The 17,009-nt window shown below is 43.0% G+C and carries 17 protein-coding genes; 8 read left to right on the top strand and 9 right to left on the bottom strand.

Annotated features, from left to right (window positions below; all coding sequences use genetic code 11):
- Window positions 1-19: 19 nt before the first annotated feature.
- Both hutI and ftcD read left to right on the top strand, forming a co-directional pair.
- Entirely contained in the window at window positions 20-1,246 is a 1,227-nt protein-coding gene (gene hutI / locus AC1DXF_RS16995) for an imidazolonepropionase (protein ID WP_477449919.1), read from the top strand.
- A 200-nt stretch (window positions 1,247-1,446) separates the two neighbouring features.
- Window positions 1,447-3,135, top strand: coding sequence for a glutamate formimidoyltransferase (gene ftcD, locus AC1DXF_RS17000; protein ID WP_477449920.1), 1,689 nt, complete (start codon window positions 1,447-1,449; stop codon window positions 3,133-3,135).
- A 209-nt stretch (window positions 3,136-3,344) separates the two neighbouring features.
- Here ftcD and AC1DXF_RS17005 read toward each other — a convergent pair whose 3' ends face one another.
- From AC1DXF_RS17005 to nagB, 4 genes are all read right to left on the bottom strand, one after another.
- Entirely contained in the window at window positions 3,345-3,707 is a 363-nt protein-coding gene (locus tag AC1DXF_RS17005) for a helix-turn-helix domain-containing protein (protein ID WP_477449921.1), read from the bottom strand.
- A gap of 60 nt (window positions 3,708-3,767) precedes the next feature.
- The gene (locus AC1DXF_RS17010) at window positions 3,768-4,355 is read right to left on the bottom strand and encodes a hypothetical protein (protein WP_477449922.1); all 588 of its coding nucleotides are present in this window, start codon (window positions 4,353-4,355) and stop codon (window positions 3,768-3,770) included.
- Between the two features lie 9 nt (window positions 4,356-4,364).
- Complete coding sequence (locus AC1DXF_RS17015) at window positions 4,365-4,535, bottom strand: hypothetical protein (protein ID WP_477449923.1); 171 nt, start codon at window positions 4,533-4,535, stop codon at window positions 4,365-4,367.
- Between the two features lie 142 nt (window positions 4,536-4,677).
- A complete protein-coding gene (gene nagB, locus AC1DXF_RS17020; protein ID WP_477449924.1) occupies window positions 4,678-6,600 on the bottom strand; it encodes a glucosamine-6-phosphate deaminase in 1,923 nt (640 codons plus the stop codon).
- A 674-nt stretch (window positions 6,601-7,274) separates the two neighbouring features.
- Here nagB and cysC point away from each other — a divergent pair.
- The 4 genes from cysC (at window position 7,275) to AC1DXF_RS17040 (ending at window position 11,442) form a co-directional block, all read left to right on the top strand.
- Window positions 7,275-7,826, top strand: a complete 552-nt coding sequence (gene cysC / locus AC1DXF_RS17025) for an adenylyl-sulfate kinase (RefSeq protein ID WP_477449925.1) — start codon at window positions 7,275-7,277, stop codon at window positions 7,824-7,826.
- A 37-nt stretch (window positions 7,827-7,863) separates the two neighbouring features.
- The gene (locus AC1DXF_RS17030) at window positions 7,864-8,694 is read left to right on the top strand and encodes a sulfotransferase (protein WP_477449926.1); all 831 of its coding nucleotides are present in this window, start codon (window positions 7,864-7,866) and stop codon (window positions 8,692-8,694) included.
- Between the two features lie 437 nt (window positions 8,695-9,131).
- The gene (budA, locus tag AC1DXF_RS17035; protein WP_477449927.1) at window positions 9,132-9,941 is read left to right on the top strand and encodes an acetolactate decarboxylase; all 810 of its coding nucleotides are present in this window, start codon (window positions 9,132-9,134) and stop codon (window positions 9,939-9,941) included.
- 259 nt (window positions 9,942-10,200) lie between these two features.
- On the top strand, window positions 10,201-11,442 hold the full coding sequence (locus AC1DXF_RS17040) for a DUF3179 domain-containing (seleno)protein (RefSeq protein WP_477449929.1): 1,242 nt from the start codon (window positions 10,201-10,203) through the stop codon (window positions 11,440-11,442).
- Window positions 11,443-11,452: 10 nt separating this feature from the next.
- Here AC1DXF_RS17040 and AC1DXF_RS17045 read toward each other — a convergent pair whose 3' ends face one another.
- From AC1DXF_RS17045 to AC1DXF_RS17055, 3 genes are all read right to left on the bottom strand, one after another.
- The gene (locus tag AC1DXF_RS17045; protein ID WP_477449930.1) at window positions 11,453-11,746 is read right to left on the bottom strand and encodes a hypothetical protein; all 294 of its coding nucleotides are present in this window, start codon (window positions 11,744-11,746) and stop codon (window positions 11,453-11,455) included.
- A gap of 171 nt (window positions 11,747-11,917) precedes the next feature.
- Window positions 11,918-12,079: a Txe/YoeB family addiction module toxin gene (locus AC1DXF_RS17050; RefSeq protein WP_477450012.1), complete on the bottom strand. Its 162-nt coding sequence runs from the start codon at window positions 12,077-12,079 to the stop codon at window positions 11,918-11,920.
- Between the two features lie 70 nt (window positions 12,080-12,149).
- The gene (locus AC1DXF_RS17055) at window positions 12,150-12,347 is read right to left on the bottom strand and encodes a DUF2683 family protein (RefSeq protein WP_477449931.1); all 198 of its coding nucleotides are present in this window, start codon (window positions 12,345-12,347) and stop codon (window positions 12,150-12,152) included.
- A gap of 185 nt (window positions 12,348-12,532) precedes the next feature.
- On the opposite strand from AC1DXF_RS17055, the gene AC1DXF_RS17060 reads away from it, so the two are divergent.
- Complete coding sequence (locus AC1DXF_RS17060; protein ID WP_477449932.1) at window positions 12,533-12,895, top strand: hypothetical protein; 363 nt, start codon at window positions 12,533-12,535, stop codon at window positions 12,893-12,895.
- A gap of 96 nt (window positions 12,896-12,991) precedes the next feature.
- Here the strand turns inward: AC1DXF_RS17060 and AC1DXF_RS17065 are convergent, their stop codons facing one another.
- Complete coding sequence (locus tag AC1DXF_RS17065) at window positions 12,992-13,954, bottom strand: hypothetical protein (RefSeq protein ID WP_477449933.1); 963 nt, start codon at window positions 13,952-13,954, stop codon at window positions 12,992-12,994.
- Between the two features lie 89 nt (window positions 13,955-14,043).
- Here AC1DXF_RS17065 and AC1DXF_RS17070 point away from each other — a divergent pair, with 89 nt between their 5' ends.
- On the top strand, window positions 14,044-15,333 hold the full coding sequence (locus AC1DXF_RS17070; RefSeq protein WP_477449934.1) for a DUF885 domain-containing protein: 1,290 nt from the start codon (window positions 14,044-14,046) through the stop codon (window positions 15,331-15,333).
- 155 nt (window positions 15,334-15,488) lie between these two features.
- Here the strand turns inward: AC1DXF_RS17070 and AC1DXF_RS17075 are convergent, their stop codons facing one another.
- Window positions 15,489-16,436, bottom strand: a complete 948-nt coding sequence (locus AC1DXF_RS17075) for a Smr/MutS family protein (protein ID WP_477449935.1) — start codon at window positions 16,434-16,436, stop codon at window positions 15,489-15,491.
- Between the last annotated feature and the right edge of the window lie 573 nt (window positions 16,437-17,009).

Below are 17,009 nucleotides of genomic sequence, written 5' to 3' on the forward strand. Positions count from 1 at the left end.
TGACATATTTACAAACTAAATGAAAAAACTAATCGGTCCATTCACGCAAATCCTTCCTTTAACAGGGCTGCCAATAAAGGGCGCGCTAAAGGACGAGCAGTTACACATCATCCCTAACGGAGGCGTATTGGTTGAGGACGGGCTGATTGTTGCAGTTGATGACTTTGAAAAACTCCGGTCAAATTATCCATCGGTACAAATCGAAGAAATCAACAGCAATCATGTAATATTGCCTGGTTTTGTAGATTGCCATACCCACATTTGCTTTGCAGGCAGCCGTGCAAAGGACTACGCCATGCGCAATGGTGGTAAAACTTATTTGGAAATAGCGCAATCCGGCGGAGGCATCTGGGATTCTGTTACCCAAACCCGCGCTGCGGACGAGGCGACGCTCACCAGCCTGCTTTTGAAACGCATACAACGCCATGTAAGCGAAGGCGTCACTACTATCGAAATAAAAAGTGGCTACGGCTTAAGTGCCGAGGGGGAGTTAAAACAGTTAAACGCTATAAAAGCAGCGGCAGATAAAACGAATGCCAGTTTAATATCAACCTGCCTTGCCGCCCATATATTACCTAAGGATTTTAATGGCAATCACCAGGAGTATCTTAATCATGTTTTAAATAACTTATTGCCTGTTATCAAGCAAAAGGGACTAAGCAACCGGGTTGATATTTTCATCGAACAAAGTGCCTTCAATACCAGCGACGCTTTAAACTACCTGGCCAAGGCAAAGCAAATGGGCTTCGAAGTAACCGTACATGCCGATCAGTTTACCACCGGTGGCAGTGAGGTTGCCATTAAGGCCCGCGCAGCATCGGCTGATCACCTGGAAGCCAGCGGTGACTATGAAATAAAATTATTGGCTAATTCTGATACCGTAGCTGTAACTTTACCCGGTGCATCCTTAGGTTTAGGAATGGTTTACGCTCCCGCCCGAAAGCTGCTGGATGCCGGTGCCTGCCTGGCCATAGCCAGCGACTGGAACCCCGGTTCGGCACCAATGGGTGACTTGCTGATGCAGGCTGCCGTAATGGCGGCCGCAGAAAAGTTAAGCGCCGCAGAAGTATTTGCCAGCCTGACAGCCCGTGCGGCCCAGGCCCTGAAACTAAACGACCGTGGTGTTTTAGCCAAAGGTAAACTTGCCGATATGCAGGCCTACCCGTGTGATGATTACCGCGAGATATTATACCACCAAGGGAAATTGAAACCTGAAATGGTATGGACGGAAGGCTTGAAAAATTAAAAAGCGGCGGAATGTGCGATTCCCCTCTTGAGAGGGGCGGAGGGGTGTGTTTATAAAAGCAGGCAATTGAACGCAGGCGAACACACCCCTGCTATCACGCTGCCCAACCCGCCCCCTCTCAAGAGGGGAACTTAAAAAGAGGCAAGCCTCGCCGCCATAACCAATGAACTAATGAACCAGAGAACCAATGAACCAAACCAATGAACAAACTAATTGAATGCGTACCCAATTTTAGCGAAGGTGTAAACCTTGATATCATTAAACAAATAACCAACGAGGTGGAATCGGTTGAGGGGGTAAGGTTACTGAATGTCGATCCCGGCAAGGCTACCAACCGCACCGTAGTAACTTTTGTGGGCGAACCTTCACGGGTGATTGAAGCGGCGTTCCTCGCCATTAAAAAAGCGGGGGAACTGATTGATATGAGCAAACAGAAAGGCGAACACCCAAGGATGGGCGCAACGGATGTTTGCCCGCTGATACCCATTAGCAATATCAGTATGGAAGAAACCGCTGAGTATGCCCGGCAGCTGGCGAGGCGGGTAGGTGAGGAGTTGCAGGTACCGGTTTATTTGTACGAGAACGCGCAGCCCAACAAGAGCAGGAGCAACCTTTCGGTGATCCGTGCGGGCGAATACGAAGGCTTTTTTAAGAAGATAAAACTGCCCGAATGGGCACCCGATTTCGGCCCGGCCGAAAATGATATTAAGCGGGGGGCAACCGTGATTGGTGCCCGCGATTTCCTGGTAGCTTACAATGTGAACCTTAATACCACATCAACCCGGAGGGCAAATGCTATTGCTTTTGACGTGCGCGAGGCCGGTCGTACTTTGCGTGAGGGCGACCCGATAACCGGCAAAATTATAACCGGCGACAATGGTAAACCAAAATCAATCCCCGGTTCATTAAAAGCGGTTAAAGCAATCGGCTGGTACATTGAAGAATATGGCATAGCCCAGATTTCTATGAACCTGACCAATATTGAGATTACACCGGTTCATGTGGCTTTCGATGAAGTATGCACCAAAGCCAATGAGCGCGGTATCCGGGTAACCGGCAGCGAACTGGTGGGTTTGATCCCCTTAAAAGCGATGCTGGATGCCGGTAAATATTTTCTGCGTAAACAACAGCGTTCGGTTGGGGTAAGTGAAAAGGAACTGATCAAGATAGCCATCAAATCGATGGGGCTGGATGAGCTTGGTCCGTTTGTTCCCGAAGAACGGATTATTGAATATTTACTGAAAGATAAGGCCGGTAGTGAACTCATCAGCATGAGCCTGGCCGATTTTGCCGACGAAACGGCCAGTGAAAGCCCTGCGCCCGGCGGTGGTTCTATCTCGGCTTATGTGGGCTCTTTAGGCGCTTCTTTGGCTGGTATGGTTGCCAACCTCAGTTCGCACAAAAAAGGCTGGGACAGCCGCTGGCTGGAGTTTAGCGATTGGGCCGAGCAGGCGCAGCAATATAAAAATGAATTGTTGGCATTGGTCGATTTAGATACTACGGCTTTTAATAAGATCATGGAGTCTTTCAGCCTGCCCAAATCTACCAACGAAGAAAAGGCTGCAAGGGATCAGGCTATACAGGATGCTACCAAATATGCCATTGAAATCCCTTTTAAGGTTATGCAGGCCGCTTTGAACAGTATGGAAGTGATTAAGGCGATGGTGGAGATTGGCAACCCCAATTCGGTAACAGATGCCGGTGTGGCAGCCCTTTGCGCCCGTACCGCTGTTTTAGGGGCGTTTATGAATGTGAAGATCAACGCCTCGGGTTATAAGGATAAAGATTATGTGTTGGATATCATTTATCGTGGCAACGAGATTGAACGGCAGGCTATTGCTTTGGAAGCCGGGATTATTGAAATGGTTAATGGGAAGATAGGATTGTAAAAGTGTAAACTGTTAGCAGGACGCTATATAGCGTTCCACCGGAACGCCCGGAACATGCGGAGCGCTTTGGAACGCCTTGGTTTTGATAATCAGGGTTTTATGTTTTATCGAAAATGAGGTGTGGAACACTATTTGTGTTGATAACCAAATACTTATCATATTTAGATATTGGTAAAAAAAACGGAGAAAGGTACTTTATATGGATGAAATTATTCTGCCAGCTGGTATTCTTTGATCAATGCCGAAGCAGGAATGTGCAGTAATTCGCTAAACTTCCTGATCATGGTTAAAGACAGGGCCTGTTTGTAGTTTAAAACTTTACTAACGGTGCCCTTATCACCATATTCCTTTGCGAGGTCTGCAGATTTATAACCGAAATCCTCCATGCGGATTTTTATTAATTGGATTGGGTCTACTTCGGGCAGATCACTGTTTGCTTTTTCATACGCTGAAATAAGGAGAACAAGCAGTTGCTTTTCTTTATGCTCCTCAGAGCCTTTTTTTGAACGTTTAACTTTTTCATAGCGTTCAAGAGCCTGAGTATATTCCTCTTCAGTTTCTATTATGGCCATTGTGAGCGTTTTATTAGCTTAAAAATCAATTTCTTTTCTGGGGTAAAAAAAGCCTTTTATTCAATTAAAATTTCGAGCACAAATTTGTATATGGCTTTTCTCCATAATACCCGCTCCGGGAAAAGCTGGCCCGCCCTCTGTAAACACCCCTCTTGTAGAGTCGAACTTTTTAAATTCACTGTAACCTTTGTGAACCAGATCTTCTTCTATCTGGGTTTCGATCTTACTATGCATAAACTCAATGGTTTTGCAGTCTAAAATTCGGAGTAGTTTGTCTTTATTGGGGTCTTTGGCGTGATCAATGTTTTCTGGAAGATTCATACCTGCATTTTTATATTCTTCTTCCATAATCGAATAATAGTGTTGGATCATCCGTATAAATTTGGAATCCAGAAAGTCGCAACATTGACCAAGTTGAATAACGGCACCTATAACTGTCGGCGCATTTATCTTTCCCCTTGACCTTTTCTGTTCCGCCCATTCCATCGCTCTCACTGCATTGTTCTCCCAAAAATACAAGCCGTGACCAAGCCAATCATAATCTTCCGTGCTGATTTTGATCTCATCAGGCTGATTGATCAGTTTATTGGCGACAGCTATATCGCAACCGTGAAACCCGATAAGAATGTTTGGCCTTACATCATACATAAACTCCGGTTAGCTTTCTGCCTCCTCAAGTTTGCTGTATACTTTCATGAATTTGCCCTTTTTGGTCAAAATACCCGCTTTATTAAGGGAAAGAATGGCTTCTTTTTTTGACATATGCTTTGCCTCTTCCAGTTTTATTTTGGCAAATTCAATTAGCATTTCTATGTCTTTATCACTCATGGTTATTGCGTTATGATCAAATATAATTAGATTAACTGAAATAATAAAGACCGAAATTAAAAAGGCGATAAGTTTTACACCTATCGCCTTTTAATATCCTTTGCAGCCATGAACCATCAACTATGATCCATGAACAAAAAAACTAAAACCTATACCTCACAAAAGCTTCCATAGCTTCGTATTCAGCTAAACCTAATCTGTCGTATTTTTTAGCGGTATCACTTGTCCTGTCTTCTGCACGCACCCAAAACTCGCGCGCATCATCACCAGGGAAAACAGGCCTGTCTTTTTGCGATTGGTGTTTGAAAATAGCATTACGCTTGCGGATTACCTCCTGCGGCGAAAGCGGCACGGCCATTTCAATTTCATGGGTTTCAAACTCGTGCCATGCACCGCGGTACATCCACAGCCAGCAGTCTTTTACCCATTCTTCGGTCGCTTTTAAACGGTCGAGCGCGGCAAGAATAATGTTAAAGCAAACCAGGTGGGTGCCGTTAGGATCAGCAAAATCACCGGCGGCAAAAATCTGGTGCGGCTTTATTTTTTGTAACAGTTCGATAGTTAACAGGATATCTTCCTCGCCAACGGTGTTCTTTTTGATCTTGCCAGTTTCATAAAAAGGCAGGGCCATAAAGTGGATATGATCGTCTTGCAAGCCGGCGTAACGGGCACCCGAGATTGCTTCTGTTTTACGGATAAAGCCTTTTACATTGCGGATCTCGCGGGTATCAATTTGGTTGGGTTGTTTTTGCGGGAAGAAGGCACGCATTTCTTCGTATAAGGAAGTCAGGTGTGCACTGTCTTCGCCAATACTGTTGGTAAAATCGATAGCGAATTCCATGTAACGCAGTACATCATCGTCCCAAACCGCGGTATTGCCCGATGTCTGGTAAGCTACATGCACATCATGCCCCTGGTCAACCAGGCGGATAAACGTACCGCCCATCGAGATCACATCATCATCCGGGTGCGGGGAGAAGATAACCGAGCGTTTTTTTGCCGGCAAAGCCCTTTCTGGCCGTTGTGAGTCGTCCGCATTGGGTTTGCCACCCGGCCAGCCGGTAATGGTATGCTGTATCTGGTTAAAAATATCAATATTGATGTTATAAACCGGGCCTTGCTCAACGGCCAATTGCGCCATGCCGTGGTTGTTATAATCTTCTTCGGTAAGTTTTAATACTGGTTTACCTATGGTATCAGCCAGCCAGATCACTGCTTTCTTTTTCAGGATGTTATCATCCCATGAACAATCTTTAACCAGCCATGGGGTATCAAAACGGGTTAACTCTGATGCGGCTGCTTCGTCGAGTACAAACTCCACATGATCTGATAGCTGAAGGTAAGTAGCCGGTACTTCGCCGGATATCTCGCCTTCCACGGCTTTTTTTACAATAGGGGCCTTCTTGGCGCTCCAGGCCATCAGGATAATTTCGCGAGCTTTAAAAATAGTGCCAATACCCATGGTGATGGCCTTGGTAGGCACGTTGGCCTTACCGCCAAAATCGCGGGCGGCATCGCTGCGGGTAAGGTCATCCAGGGTAACCAAACGGGTGCCCGAATTTGGCGCCGAACCCGGTTCGTTGAAACCGATGTGGCCGGTACGGCCGATACCTAATATTTGTAAATCCAGGCCGCCCAATTCTTCAATCTGCTTTTCATAATCCAAACAGAAGGCTACTACGTCTTCTTTATCCAAAGTACCATCGGGTATGTGCACATTGGCTGGTTCGATATCTACATGGCTGAAAAGGTTCTCATACATGAAAGTAACATAGCTTTGGGCTGCATCGGGCTTCATGGGATAGTACTCGTCCAGGTTAAAGGTGATGACATCTTTAAATGATAAACCTTCTTCCTTGTGCAAGCGAACCAGTTCGGCATAAACACGGATGGGGGTAACACCGGTTGCCAGGCCAAGCACGGCCTGCTCGCCTTTTGCCTGCTTATCGCGGATCAGTTTGGCTATCCTGCCTGCTACGGCAATAGATGCCTCCTGCTGGTTGCCATAAACGCTTACCGGCAGCTTCTCGTACCGGGTCTCTTCCAATAAATTTAATCGGGCCATAATTTTCTAAAGAACCTTTGTTATATATATGTTGAATTAAAAAAAGCGTATTAAAAAAAATCCCCGCCGAAACGAGGATTTATCAAACCAATTAACAAAAACTGTTTTAACCTCACCGACATAAGGCTAAAAAGAATTCTATCTAATAACAAGTTGTGCATTACTGGTACAAACATAATAAAACTTATTTTCAATAAAAAGAACTTTTTAAATTATTTTAATAAGTTATTTTTATGTTGACTGTAAGTTAATATAAAACAAGAAAAGAGCTCCTGATGGGCAGGAGCTCAGATTCTAACCAATTATAAAACATAAATATGAGAAGAGAAGAGATGCAGGGGACGGGATCGAACCATCCGCTTGCTGCCGGCCAGCGCCTGCGTTATAGTTATTAAAAGCACCCTTTTATAAACTATCAGCTGCAAATATATAATTAATTCTATAATGTCTATCTATTTAGTAGTTAAAAACATAAAAATATTTTTAAAGTTTATAAAATTTCCTTCAACAAAAACTTTTGGTCTGCGTTATTTATAGGTTCGTCGATACAAAACCACTCTCTGTCGATGCACACTATGTTAACTACAATTTAAGCTGAAAATTTGCCGTTAAGCACATAATTAAGTTAAAGGTTTAATCAGCCTGTTTTTACGTTAACCAAAACTATTAATTTTATGATCATACTGCTTTGCGGCCTGTCTGGCGCCGGGAAAACCACCCTCGCTCAAAAAGTTAAAGTAAGCCTCAGCCGGATAGAAATCCCAACAGAGGTAATTGATGCCGACGAATACAGGCAGCAGCTATTCCCCGATCTTAAATATTCAAAGGAAGATAGGTTTGAAAACATCAGGCGGCTGGGCTTTATAGCCAACAAGTTTAGTAACCAGGGCATTGTTACCGTCATTAGCGCTATAATGCCCTATGAGGCTATGCGTAGCCAGCTGGTTAACAATTACGATGATGTTAAGGTAGTTTATGTGGATTGCCCTTTACCCATTTTAAAGGCAAGGGATACCAAAGGGCTTTACCAAAAAGCGCAGTTACCGGCAGGTCACCCGGAACGGGTTAGCAATTTAACAGGTGTGAATGATCCGTTTGAAGCGCCGGCATCGCCCCACCTGTATATCAACACCTATACCCATGATGTTACCGAATGCGCCGGCATGCTGCTGGCTTTTATACAACAGGAGTATCATTTGTTAAACCGGCAGGTTATTGCCTGCTAAGTATTTTCAAAATCAATCAAAGCTAAATCGACACCCTATGCAACATCAAACTTTAATTATAGCCGGGATGCACCGTTCCGGCACATCGTTAATAACAAACTGGCTTAGCCGCTGCGGATTGCAGATTGGCGAAAACCTGGCAGCCGGCGGCAATGGCAACATTGACGGGCATTTTGAGGATGTTGAGTTTTTGAAGCTGCATGAGGAGATTTTGAATAACAACAGCCTGCATATTTCGGGCCTGGTAGATGCCAAAAAGATTGAATTATCGCCCTACCAGTTAGGCAAACTGCAAAGCATCATCAACATAAAACAACAATTGTATGAGCAATGGGGGTGGAAAGACCCGCGCACCTGCCTTTTCTTGGATACCTATAGTAAGTTACTGCCCCAGGCCAAATACCTGGTGATCATGCGCGATTTTCAGGCTGTTATCAGTTCGCTGATAAACAGGGAGTTTGCACATGTTGATAAAAAATACATGGGCCGTAACTACCTGCAGCGGATGGCATGGAAACATTGGCGAAGGAGCCGCCGCGAAGAGAAATTTTATGCAGAGCACGCCGAAACCTATTTAAAGGTGTGGATAAATTATAACGAAGAGATATTAAAGACCTTAAAAAAGCTGCCCGCAGATGATTACCTGGTTATTAATTACCAGCTATTGCTGGAGAAAGACGAGCAGGTTATTGATTTTTTAAAGGACAAATGGAAGTTTGATTTAAACTATTTTGATTTTAGCCAGGTTTATAAAAATGGTTTAATGAGCGCCGCCCGTGATATTGAGCGCTTTATACAAACAAAAACATTGCTGGTAAAAGCACAATACCTTCAACTTCGGTTAAGCCATTATGTGAGGTTGGGGTAGGATGATGTGCAGATGTGCAGATTTCAGATGTGCAGATTCTTGTCTGAACCTAAGGACCTGTCTAAATTTGTTTTAGATTCTTTATGTATCATATAAAAATCATTGCCGTTGACTTTAGTCAACGGAATAATGACTAAAAGGCGAATGGCTTTAGCCAAATTCCACTGAATAATTTGGCTAAAGCCAGCAATAGGGCTTTCGTTTACCGTTGACTAAAGTCAACGGCAATGAATAGATCTCGTTTTTAGACTCTAAGCAGATTGATCAGATTGTTTTGATTTTTCAAAAATCCTGTAATTTCTTTAATCTGACGAATTTCGGTTCCGGCAAAACAAAGCGACCCCTTTTCATAAAAGCTACAAAACTTATTCATTTTAACCGCTTGKATAAGTAATGTAAAAACAATTGCTTTGTAAACTTCAATAAATACCCTTGCCATGCAAAAATGCGCTTCTTTTGTTTGTTTATTATTATTGCTTGCTTTATGCAATAACCCGGTCATCGCCCAGCAAAAAACAAAAACCGCCGATACCCGCGATAACCTGTTCAGCGCCGGTTTTGCATCGGGATTTATAGGAGGCCTGTATGATAACTGGTATCCTTACAAACAACTGGAAAAACATGGTGATTTCGGCCTCGGCGCCCCCGGCCAGCTCGACGGTGAATTACTGATGCTAAACGGAAAAATTTACCAGACAAGATCAACCGGCCAAACAACCCTGGTTGCCGATACAGGCAAACTGCCTTATGCCGTAGTTTGCTTTTTTAAGGCTAAAAAAACCTTTAAACACACCGGGGCATTAAATAAAACAGCGCTTTATGCATACCTGGATAGCCTGCTAACCAACCAGAACGGTATTTATGCCATCCACATCAGCGGTAAATTTAAGCTGGTTAAAACACGCGCTTTTCCGCCGGTCGAAAAACCTTACGTGCCGCTTGCCGCCATGCTAAACAAGCAGCAGTTTTTTGAGCATTCCAATTTACAGGGTGATCTTGTAGGCTTCCGCATTCCTGCATTTATGGAGGGGGCGCACATCAGCGGTTACCATTTCCATTTTCTGTCGATAGATAAAACAGCCGGCGGCCACCTGATAGATCTGGACGCGAAAGATATCACGATAGAGATTGATACCCTTACCAGCTACACCATGGACTTACCGCAAACTCCCGATTTTAATAACTTCGACTTTAAAAAAGATAGGAAGGAAGAGATAAAAAGCGTAGAAAACGGTAAGAAACAGTAAAGTAAGCGTTCGGGTGGCGGGGTTCGAGGGACGTGGTTCGGGGGCGAAGATCCGAAATTCAATTTGTTCTTTTTAACCTAAACCCCGAACCCTGCCACCCGAACCCCGCCCCTCAATAATAATTTTGCAATAGGTTGTTGTTTATTTAATTTTTTAGATAAATTAGGGTCGATTATAAAACCAGTTTTCAACTTAATGAGGATTTACTACGGTTTGTTATGCCAAAGTAATTTGACATGACTTTCAGGTGTTCAGATAAATGAAGAAATATATACACAGGCCAGGGATATTTTGGATAGGGATTATTTTGTTGGTGGTACCAGGCCTGGTACACGCCTACCTGCTGATGCCTTTTCCCGGCAGCCAGGATTTAAACGCTATTACAATATGTTATTACCTGGAAAAAATTGTAAACCCGTTACGCTTAATAGGCATAATTTTTATTGCCTGGTACCTGTTTAAGTTCTACTCAAAAAACACACAAAGGGGTCAAATAGTTAAAGCCGTGGTATTGTTGCTTTGCCTGGGCAGCTTTTACATTACCGATTATATGTACAAAGCCGAAACTATGTTTAAGGAAACCGGTGCAGCTAAATTTGCCAATGGTTTATCCAATAAAGTGCCTTTAAATTATTTGGTTGTAGGTGTGGTAAACAATGGCGTTGCCAAGGCTTACCCGGTTATTTATTTGGGCTATCATCATAAAGTACAGGATAATGTGGGGCAGCAGCCTGTTTTGGTTACCTATTGCACCATGTGCCGCACGGGCAGGGTTTATAATCCCATTGTAAACGGCAAACGTCAAAATTTCAGGCTGGTGGGGGCAAGGCATTATAATGCCATTATTGAGGATGAAAGCACCAAAACCTGGTGGTACCAGGCTACCGGCAAAGCCGCGGTTGGTAAACTGAAAGGTCAGCATTTACAGGAGTTGCCTTATGAGCAATTAACCCTGGGCGCCTGGCTGCAAAAGCACCCAACATCGCTCATTATGCAGCCAGATAAGTTGTATGCGCCTGATTATGCCGATCTTAAAAATTACGATCGCCTGCAATATATAGATAAAGATAGCACCCTGAAAAACAAGGATTCGCTGATTCGTAAAAGTTGGGTTATAGGGGTAATCATAAACGGCCAGGCTAAGGCTTACGACTGGCGGCACATGTTCCGCAAGCGCATCCTGAATGACGAGCTGAACAATAATTCGTTACTGATAGGCATTGAGAAGGATAGCCTTAGCTATCACGTATGGAATGCAGCTATTAATGGTAAAACACTACATTTTGACCTGGATAAGAATGGTCAGCTAACCGACAAGGAAACAGCCTCTGTTTGGGATTGGGATGGTTTATGTACTTCTGGGGCGCAAAAAGGACAGCGGCTTATCAAAGTGCAGGCCTACCAGGAATACTGGCATTCGTGGAAACATTTTCACCCCAAAACCATATTCTGGAAGGAAGGCGAGCGAGAGGAACCTTTAGCCGTTATTTGGGGCTTGTAGGTTGGCAAAACTAAATGACAGCAGTGATTTTTGCTATGTCGCTGTCGTTTAGCAGGTCGCCGTTATCAATGTTGGGGTAATATTTGTTGAGGATCTTTTGAATAAGCAGGTAGCTTTCCATCGACTGGATAGGCGGGTTGGCCAGTTCATTGATGATAGAACCAATCATTTTTAATTTTTTAGCTTCATACTGGTTAAGCACAAAGTCAGAAGTCTTTGTTTTGCGGCTTTGGGTAATCAATTCATCCAGTTTCTTAATCTCTTCAATCAGATCAATCAGCTTTAATACTTCCACTTTTTTCATCGGCGGTAAAATTAAGCAAATAAATAATGCGGATGTGAGGATGAAGAATGAATTTGAAAATTTGAGGATTTGAAAATTTGAAAATAAGACGGTATTCGATGTTTGAATATAGTGTCGGGAGAAGATCTAAATTTAATCAGACGATTTACTTATCCTTTTTATAATGACCTCTTAAAAAAACACCCTAATTTTGTCGTCTATGACGTCGTAGACGATACGATGTTCTCCACTAATTCGTCTCGACCACTTGCCAGAAAGCTCATGTTTTAAAGCTTCGGGCTTGACAATTCCTTCGAATGGGTTTTCCTGAATTGAGATTAATAATTGCTGGATTTTTTCTGTACGACTTTATTTCCTGATTTTTTCCAGTATTTCAAGTCTTCAACAGCTTGAACCATGTAAACTATTTCCACAGATCTTCGATGGCTATCTTAACGCCCTTCCCTTTTTCGTAATCTTCTTCTCCTTGGCGTACCTTGGATACGGCCTCCGGATTATAATGGTTTTTCTCTGTTTTAAATTTTACATTTATAGCCTTGGCAAAAGCTTTTATGGCACTTAGCTGCTCTTTATTTTCGGGTAACATTACTATCGTTTCCATAATTGATTTTTGTTAAATCAAATTTACATAATATCGGAGTTAAAGCCAAATATCGTAGTTAACTCGTATCAGGATGATTTAATTAGGTGCCTTGCTTTAAAACACTGAACATTATTTTTTTATAATATTCTGGTAACTTAAATAACTAAAAAACGTCTTATCTTAGATATCAACAAAATTAAACTATGAAAAGAAAATTTTTTACTACAGCATTATTAGTTGGCTGTTTTATGGTATGCCTTGCTGCCATTGCCGACCTTAACGGAAAATGGGCCGGAAAAATTGACATTGGCGGCACCGAGTACCCTTTGCTTTACAATTTTAAAATTGAAGGCGATAAATTAACGGGCACGGCTTTAACACCCGATGGCGATGTGCCTTTAACCGGTGGCAAAACTGATGGTACCACTTTTTCATTCAGCGTAAGCACCGGCGGAATGGATATTGCCCATACAGGCAAATTTTATGGCGATTCAACTGCTATCGACCTTGAAATTAACGGCTCAAAAAATCACGCCGTGTTAAAAAGGGCAGAAGAAAAGAAATAGTTCTATTCTTACCCGACTAAATCAGACTTACGAAGTTTTTAAAACTTCGTAAGTCTCTCGCCTCTTCGTAAATCTCTCGCTCCATACATTCCATCGTTACCAATCGTGGTTGAACTTTAACCAATAAATATCATCCCAGCCATTGCCCGGGCTACTTAACATTTGCTTTAACTGCAGGTAAGTTTTGGTTTTGCTGTTTGTTAAAGCTTTGTTTAAACGATTACTGGTGAATATCAGGTACTTTTTATCCCAGCTTACAAATGGGCAGTAATCCGTAGCGCCGGAATTAATGGGTACCGGCAAATGTTTTACGGGCAGCCAGTCACCGGCTTTATCTTTGCGGCTTATATACAAATCACCACGGCCCAGGTTATCCGGCCGGCCATCCGAACTGAAGAGGATGAACTGCTCGTCGGGATCAACAAAAGCGTTAAACTCATCGTATTTGGTATTGATATCCTGTGGCAGGCTTTCGGGTTTATTAAACCCGCCATTTATATTGGGTTTGCAAATTACAATATCTTCGCTGCCTTTGCCATAATCGGCCTCTACAGTAAAATACAGGTTGCCGCTGCGGGTTATGCTAGGGTAAAATTCATTTTTGTCCGAATTTACTACCGGGCCTAAGTTCTCCGGTTCGGTCCATGTGCCATTTGGCTTATGCTTAACCCGCCAAATATCAAAGTCTTTTTTTGTGGGATTGCTTACCGCAGGCCTGTCTGACGAGAAATAAACCGTTTGTCCATCCGGAGAGAATGCTGCTTCCAGATCTTTATACCGGCCCGAAAACGGTGCAACTTGTGGCTTGCCCCATTTGCCATTCTTTTTAATTAGGTGTAAAATGGTGCTGGTTACAAAACGGGGTTGCTGTAAAGTGTAAAAGATTTCGTCGCCTTTAGGCGATATCGCAAAATCGCGGTTGCTTAGGCCGTCTGTTAACACTCCCCTGGCAAAAAGCCCTGGGGTATCGGCGGGCAATGTGGCATCAGGATATGTTACCTGGGCAATGGTTTTATTGCCGATGATCAGCAGGAAAATAATAAAGCTTAGTTTATGCATGGTGGCTACAATTTACGTCATTATGCGCATGTTTTGTAACATCGGTGCCAATTTATCATCGAATATAACAATCATTCAAATACCGGCTAATGAAAATAAGTTTATGTTGTTTTTGCTTTTTTATGCTGTGCTTGTTTAATGCCGGTGCCCAGGAAAAGTTAGATGCTTTTTCGGATAAGTTTGTAAGCGAGTACAAGGCCCTTAACCTGCCGCAACTTGAGCTGAGCTATGTAAGCGGCCTGGAACACATTGGTACGGCAGAAAGCATTCAAAAGCAATTTGCTTTTTTTACCTGGGCAAAGCAGGGCCTTTTAAATTATAAGGCCGATATGCTGACTCCATCGCAAAAGCTGGACTATAACCTGATTACTTATGAAACCGGCCTAAACCTGGAGCGCCTGGCGTTGGAACAGGAGTGGATAAAACATCGCCCGGAGAAAATACCGGCAGGAGGCATCATAACTATCCCCAACGGTAAGGCATGGTATGCCTATTTACTAAAACGATGGGTAAGCGCAGATGTAACGCCAGACGAGATTTACAAATTTGGCCTTACCGAAGTGGCCCGTGTACAGCAACATATTGAAACTGTGCGGCGGCAAACAGGTTTATCCGAAGATGCTTTTTATACACATTTAAACGACGCGGATTTTTTTGAAAGCGACCCCAAAGTGGTACAGCAAAGTTTTGAACATACCAGGGCTGTTATTTATGCCAGTTTATCAAACTTGTTTAACGATACACAGCCTAACCCTTTGAAAATTAAGGCAGGCGAAAGCAGGCAGCTGGCGCAAACACCGGGCTATTATGATAACAACACTTTTTACTATAACCTTTTTGACAAGCCGTACAACAAGCGCCAATACGATTGGCTTTTTATACATGAAGCTGTGCCGGGGCACCACTACCAGGCCAGTGTTGAAAGCAAAACCAAAACATCTGCCGTGCAGCAGCTTTTTTATTACATGGGCTTTGCCGAGGGTTGGGCCGCTTATACCGAGGAACTGGGCAAGCAGTTGGGCGTATACCAAACACCTTATGACGAACTGGGTAAGTGGGAGTGGGACGTTGTACGCTCGGTACGTGTGCCGCTGGATGTTGGGCTAAACTATTATGGCTGGACGGATGAACAGGCCCTTGCATTCTGGAAAAAGAATATCCGCAACCAGGACGATATTGCCTTACGCGAAATAGCCCGCATGCGTCGCTGGCCGGCCCAGGTAGTAACCTACAAATACGGCGCGCTACAAATACTGCATTGGAAAGAGGAATTACAGAAAAAACAAGGCAAGGAGTTTAATATCAGGGATTTCCATTCGCGCGTGTTGGACCATGGATCGCTGCCTTTGTTCCTGGTAAAAGAAAATGTATTCAAGTAAATAAGGGCCGCAATATTATTTATGCTACTACTGGTTTTATCACTATTGTTATATTAATCGCGTAATGAAGCATCGTTCTAAGTACTAAGTCTTGAGTCAAAAGTCAAATTTATCCTTTTTGACTTTTGACTCAAGACTTAGTACTTAATACTACTTTATTTCAAGATCACCTTTGTGGCACCATACCCAAATTTCTCTTTCCGGGCATCCATAAAGGTTTGTACTTTGGGGTGTTTGCCCAATAGTTTATGCAGTTCGTGCCGTAAAATGCCGTTACCCGCCCCATGAATAAATGTAATATCCGGCAGTTGATGCACTATTGCCGCATCCAGTGCTTTATGAAAATGGGCAAGCTGGATCTGAATCATCTCGCTGGCCTGTAAAAACTGGTGATCGTCGCGTAATTTTTCAATATGCAGGTCAACCTCGCTTACCGGCTTTTCAAATACCACCTTTTCTTCGGCAGGTTTAAAAAAGCTTTCCTTTAGTTTTTGGGCGTCAATTATCAAATCCGGTTCATCAAGTCTTATAAGCCACCCGGCCTGGTTTAATAAAGGCACCTGCTTTTTGGTTGATGAAAAATCCTTAGCCTTAAATTTTTCTTTTACCACCAAAGGTGTTGGTGGTTCAATATTTTGTTTTGTATTATAAATGATATGGAAGGTAAATGCCGGCCATAATTGCATGTCGGCCAGTTGCGCCGAGTATATTTTTTCTGCCGATTTTGGCGCTATTATGCCTGAAAATTCTCCTTTAAATACCTGCTGTTTTTCGGTGCTAAAAGCTGCCAATAACTGAAATGAGGTAGTATTAACCAAATGGAAATGAACTACCGAGGGTGCTTTGGCATCGGCTATAACGCCAACGTAGATGCCTTTCTTTTCAAATGCGCCTAAATCAGCAGGCTTTTCATCAGCAATGGCTGTCTTTTTTGTGCCGGCAGGCTCATAGCCATGTACGGTGGTTACCTTGCTGGCCAGTACGGGTATCTCAAATTCGTCGTCTCCGGTAACGCCTATCATTTGATCGTCGATAATGCGGGTTACAAAACCTTCCATTTTTTCGTCAACAAACCGAACAAAATCGCCTAATTTATATTTCATAGTTATGCTTATCAGCAGGCAAAGTTAGCTTATATAGGCACAATAAAATGTAAAATTAATTACTGCCATTAGTGCTGTATTGGTTATACGGCTGGAATGTTAACCCTGTATCAATTATAATCGTTTTAAAACATGAGCGGTAACCGCCAGCCATCTAAATGTTTATTTGTAGAAATGACAAGTATTTTCGCAACCTAAACCAGCTTTATTTTAACAAGTGTTGTCTATAAATAATAACTTGTAGGGGGATTGGTGTGCGGGCTTCTTACAATAATTGACAACCAGCCATACAAGAGTTTTGAAACGATATCAAAAAGACTGATTGTTTGCACAAACCAAGTGTACGCCTATGTAGCTAAATGCCATCCGCTAAAAACAAATATTCAATAAAATAATCTTTGAATGGTGAATTTTGTCTTGATGAAAATTAGGATGTAGCTGTTTTGAGCGGTTTATGGACGTTATTACCCTCCTTGAGATATGTTAATGTTAGGCCCGTCGAACCCGCATAATTCAAGTCAGATAGTGGAGGTGATGGGGTAGTTGTTTACGGAACGCTTTAAAGACATATGA

Source organism: Mucilaginibacter sp. P2_A5, from assembly GCF_056404995.1.

Bases quoted from the DNA above. Each gene is read 5' to 3' on its own strand.
- AC1DXF_RS17005 (WP_477449921.1), bottom strand. From the start codon at position 3,707: ATGGCCATAATAGAAACTGAAGAGGAATATACTCAGGCTCTTGAACGC.
- hutI (WP_477449919.1), top strand. From the start codon at position 20: ATGAAAAAACTAATCGGTCCATTCACGCAAATCCTTCCTTTAACAGGG.
- AC1DXF_RS17030 (WP_477449926.1), top strand. From the start codon at position 7,864: ATGCAACATCAAACTTTAATTATAGCCGGGATGCACCGTTCCGGCACA.
- AC1DXF_RS17055 (WP_477449931.1), bottom strand. From the start codon at position 12,347: ATGGAAACGATAGTAATGTTACCCGAAAATAAAGAGCAGCTAAGTGCC.
- AC1DXF_RS17010 (WP_477449922.1), bottom strand. From the start codon at position 4,355: ATGTATGATGTAAGGCCAAACATTCTTATCGGGTTTCACGGTTGCGAT.
- AC1DXF_RS17040 (WP_477449929.1), top strand. From the start codon at position 10,201: ATGAAGAAATATATACACAGGCCAGGGATATTTTGGATAGGGATTATT.
- AC1DXF_RS17075 (WP_477449935.1), bottom strand. From the start codon at position 16,436: ATGAAATATAAATTAGGCGATTTTGTTCGGTTTGTTGACGAAAAAATG.
- AC1DXF_RS17015 (WP_477449923.1), bottom strand. From the start codon at position 4,535: ATGAGTGATAAAGACATAGAAATGCTAATTGAATTTGCCAAAATAAAA.
- cysC (WP_477449925.1), top strand. From the start codon at position 7,275: ATGATCATACTGCTTTGCGGCCTGTCTGGCGCCGGGAAAACCACCCTC.
- AC1DXF_RS17060 (WP_477449932.1), top strand. From the start codon at position 12,533: ATGAAAAGAAAATTTTTTACTACAGCATTATTAGTTGGCTGTTTTATG.
- nagB (WP_477449924.1), bottom strand. From the start codon at position 6,600: ATGGCCCGATTAAATTTATTGGAAGAGACCCGGTACGAGAAGCTGCCG.
- AC1DXF_RS17065 (WP_477449933.1), bottom strand. From the start codon at position 13,954: ATGCATAAACTAAGCTTTATTATTTTCCTGCTGATCATCGGCAATAAA.
- AC1DXF_RS17070 (WP_477449934.1), top strand. From the start codon at position 14,044: ATGAAAATAAGTTTATGTTGTTTTTGCTTTTTTATGCTGTGCTTGTTT.
- AC1DXF_RS17045 (WP_477449930.1), bottom strand. From the start codon at position 11,746: ATGAAAAAAGTGGAAGTATTAAAGCTGATTGATCTGATTGAAGAGATT.
- ftcD (WP_477449920.1), top strand. From the start codon at position 1,447: ATGAACAAACTAATTGAATGCGTACCCAATTTTAGCGAAGGTGTAAAC.
- budA (WP_477449927.1), top strand. From the start codon at position 9,132: ATGCAAAAATGCGCTTCTTTTGTTTGTTTATTATTATTGCTTGCTTTA.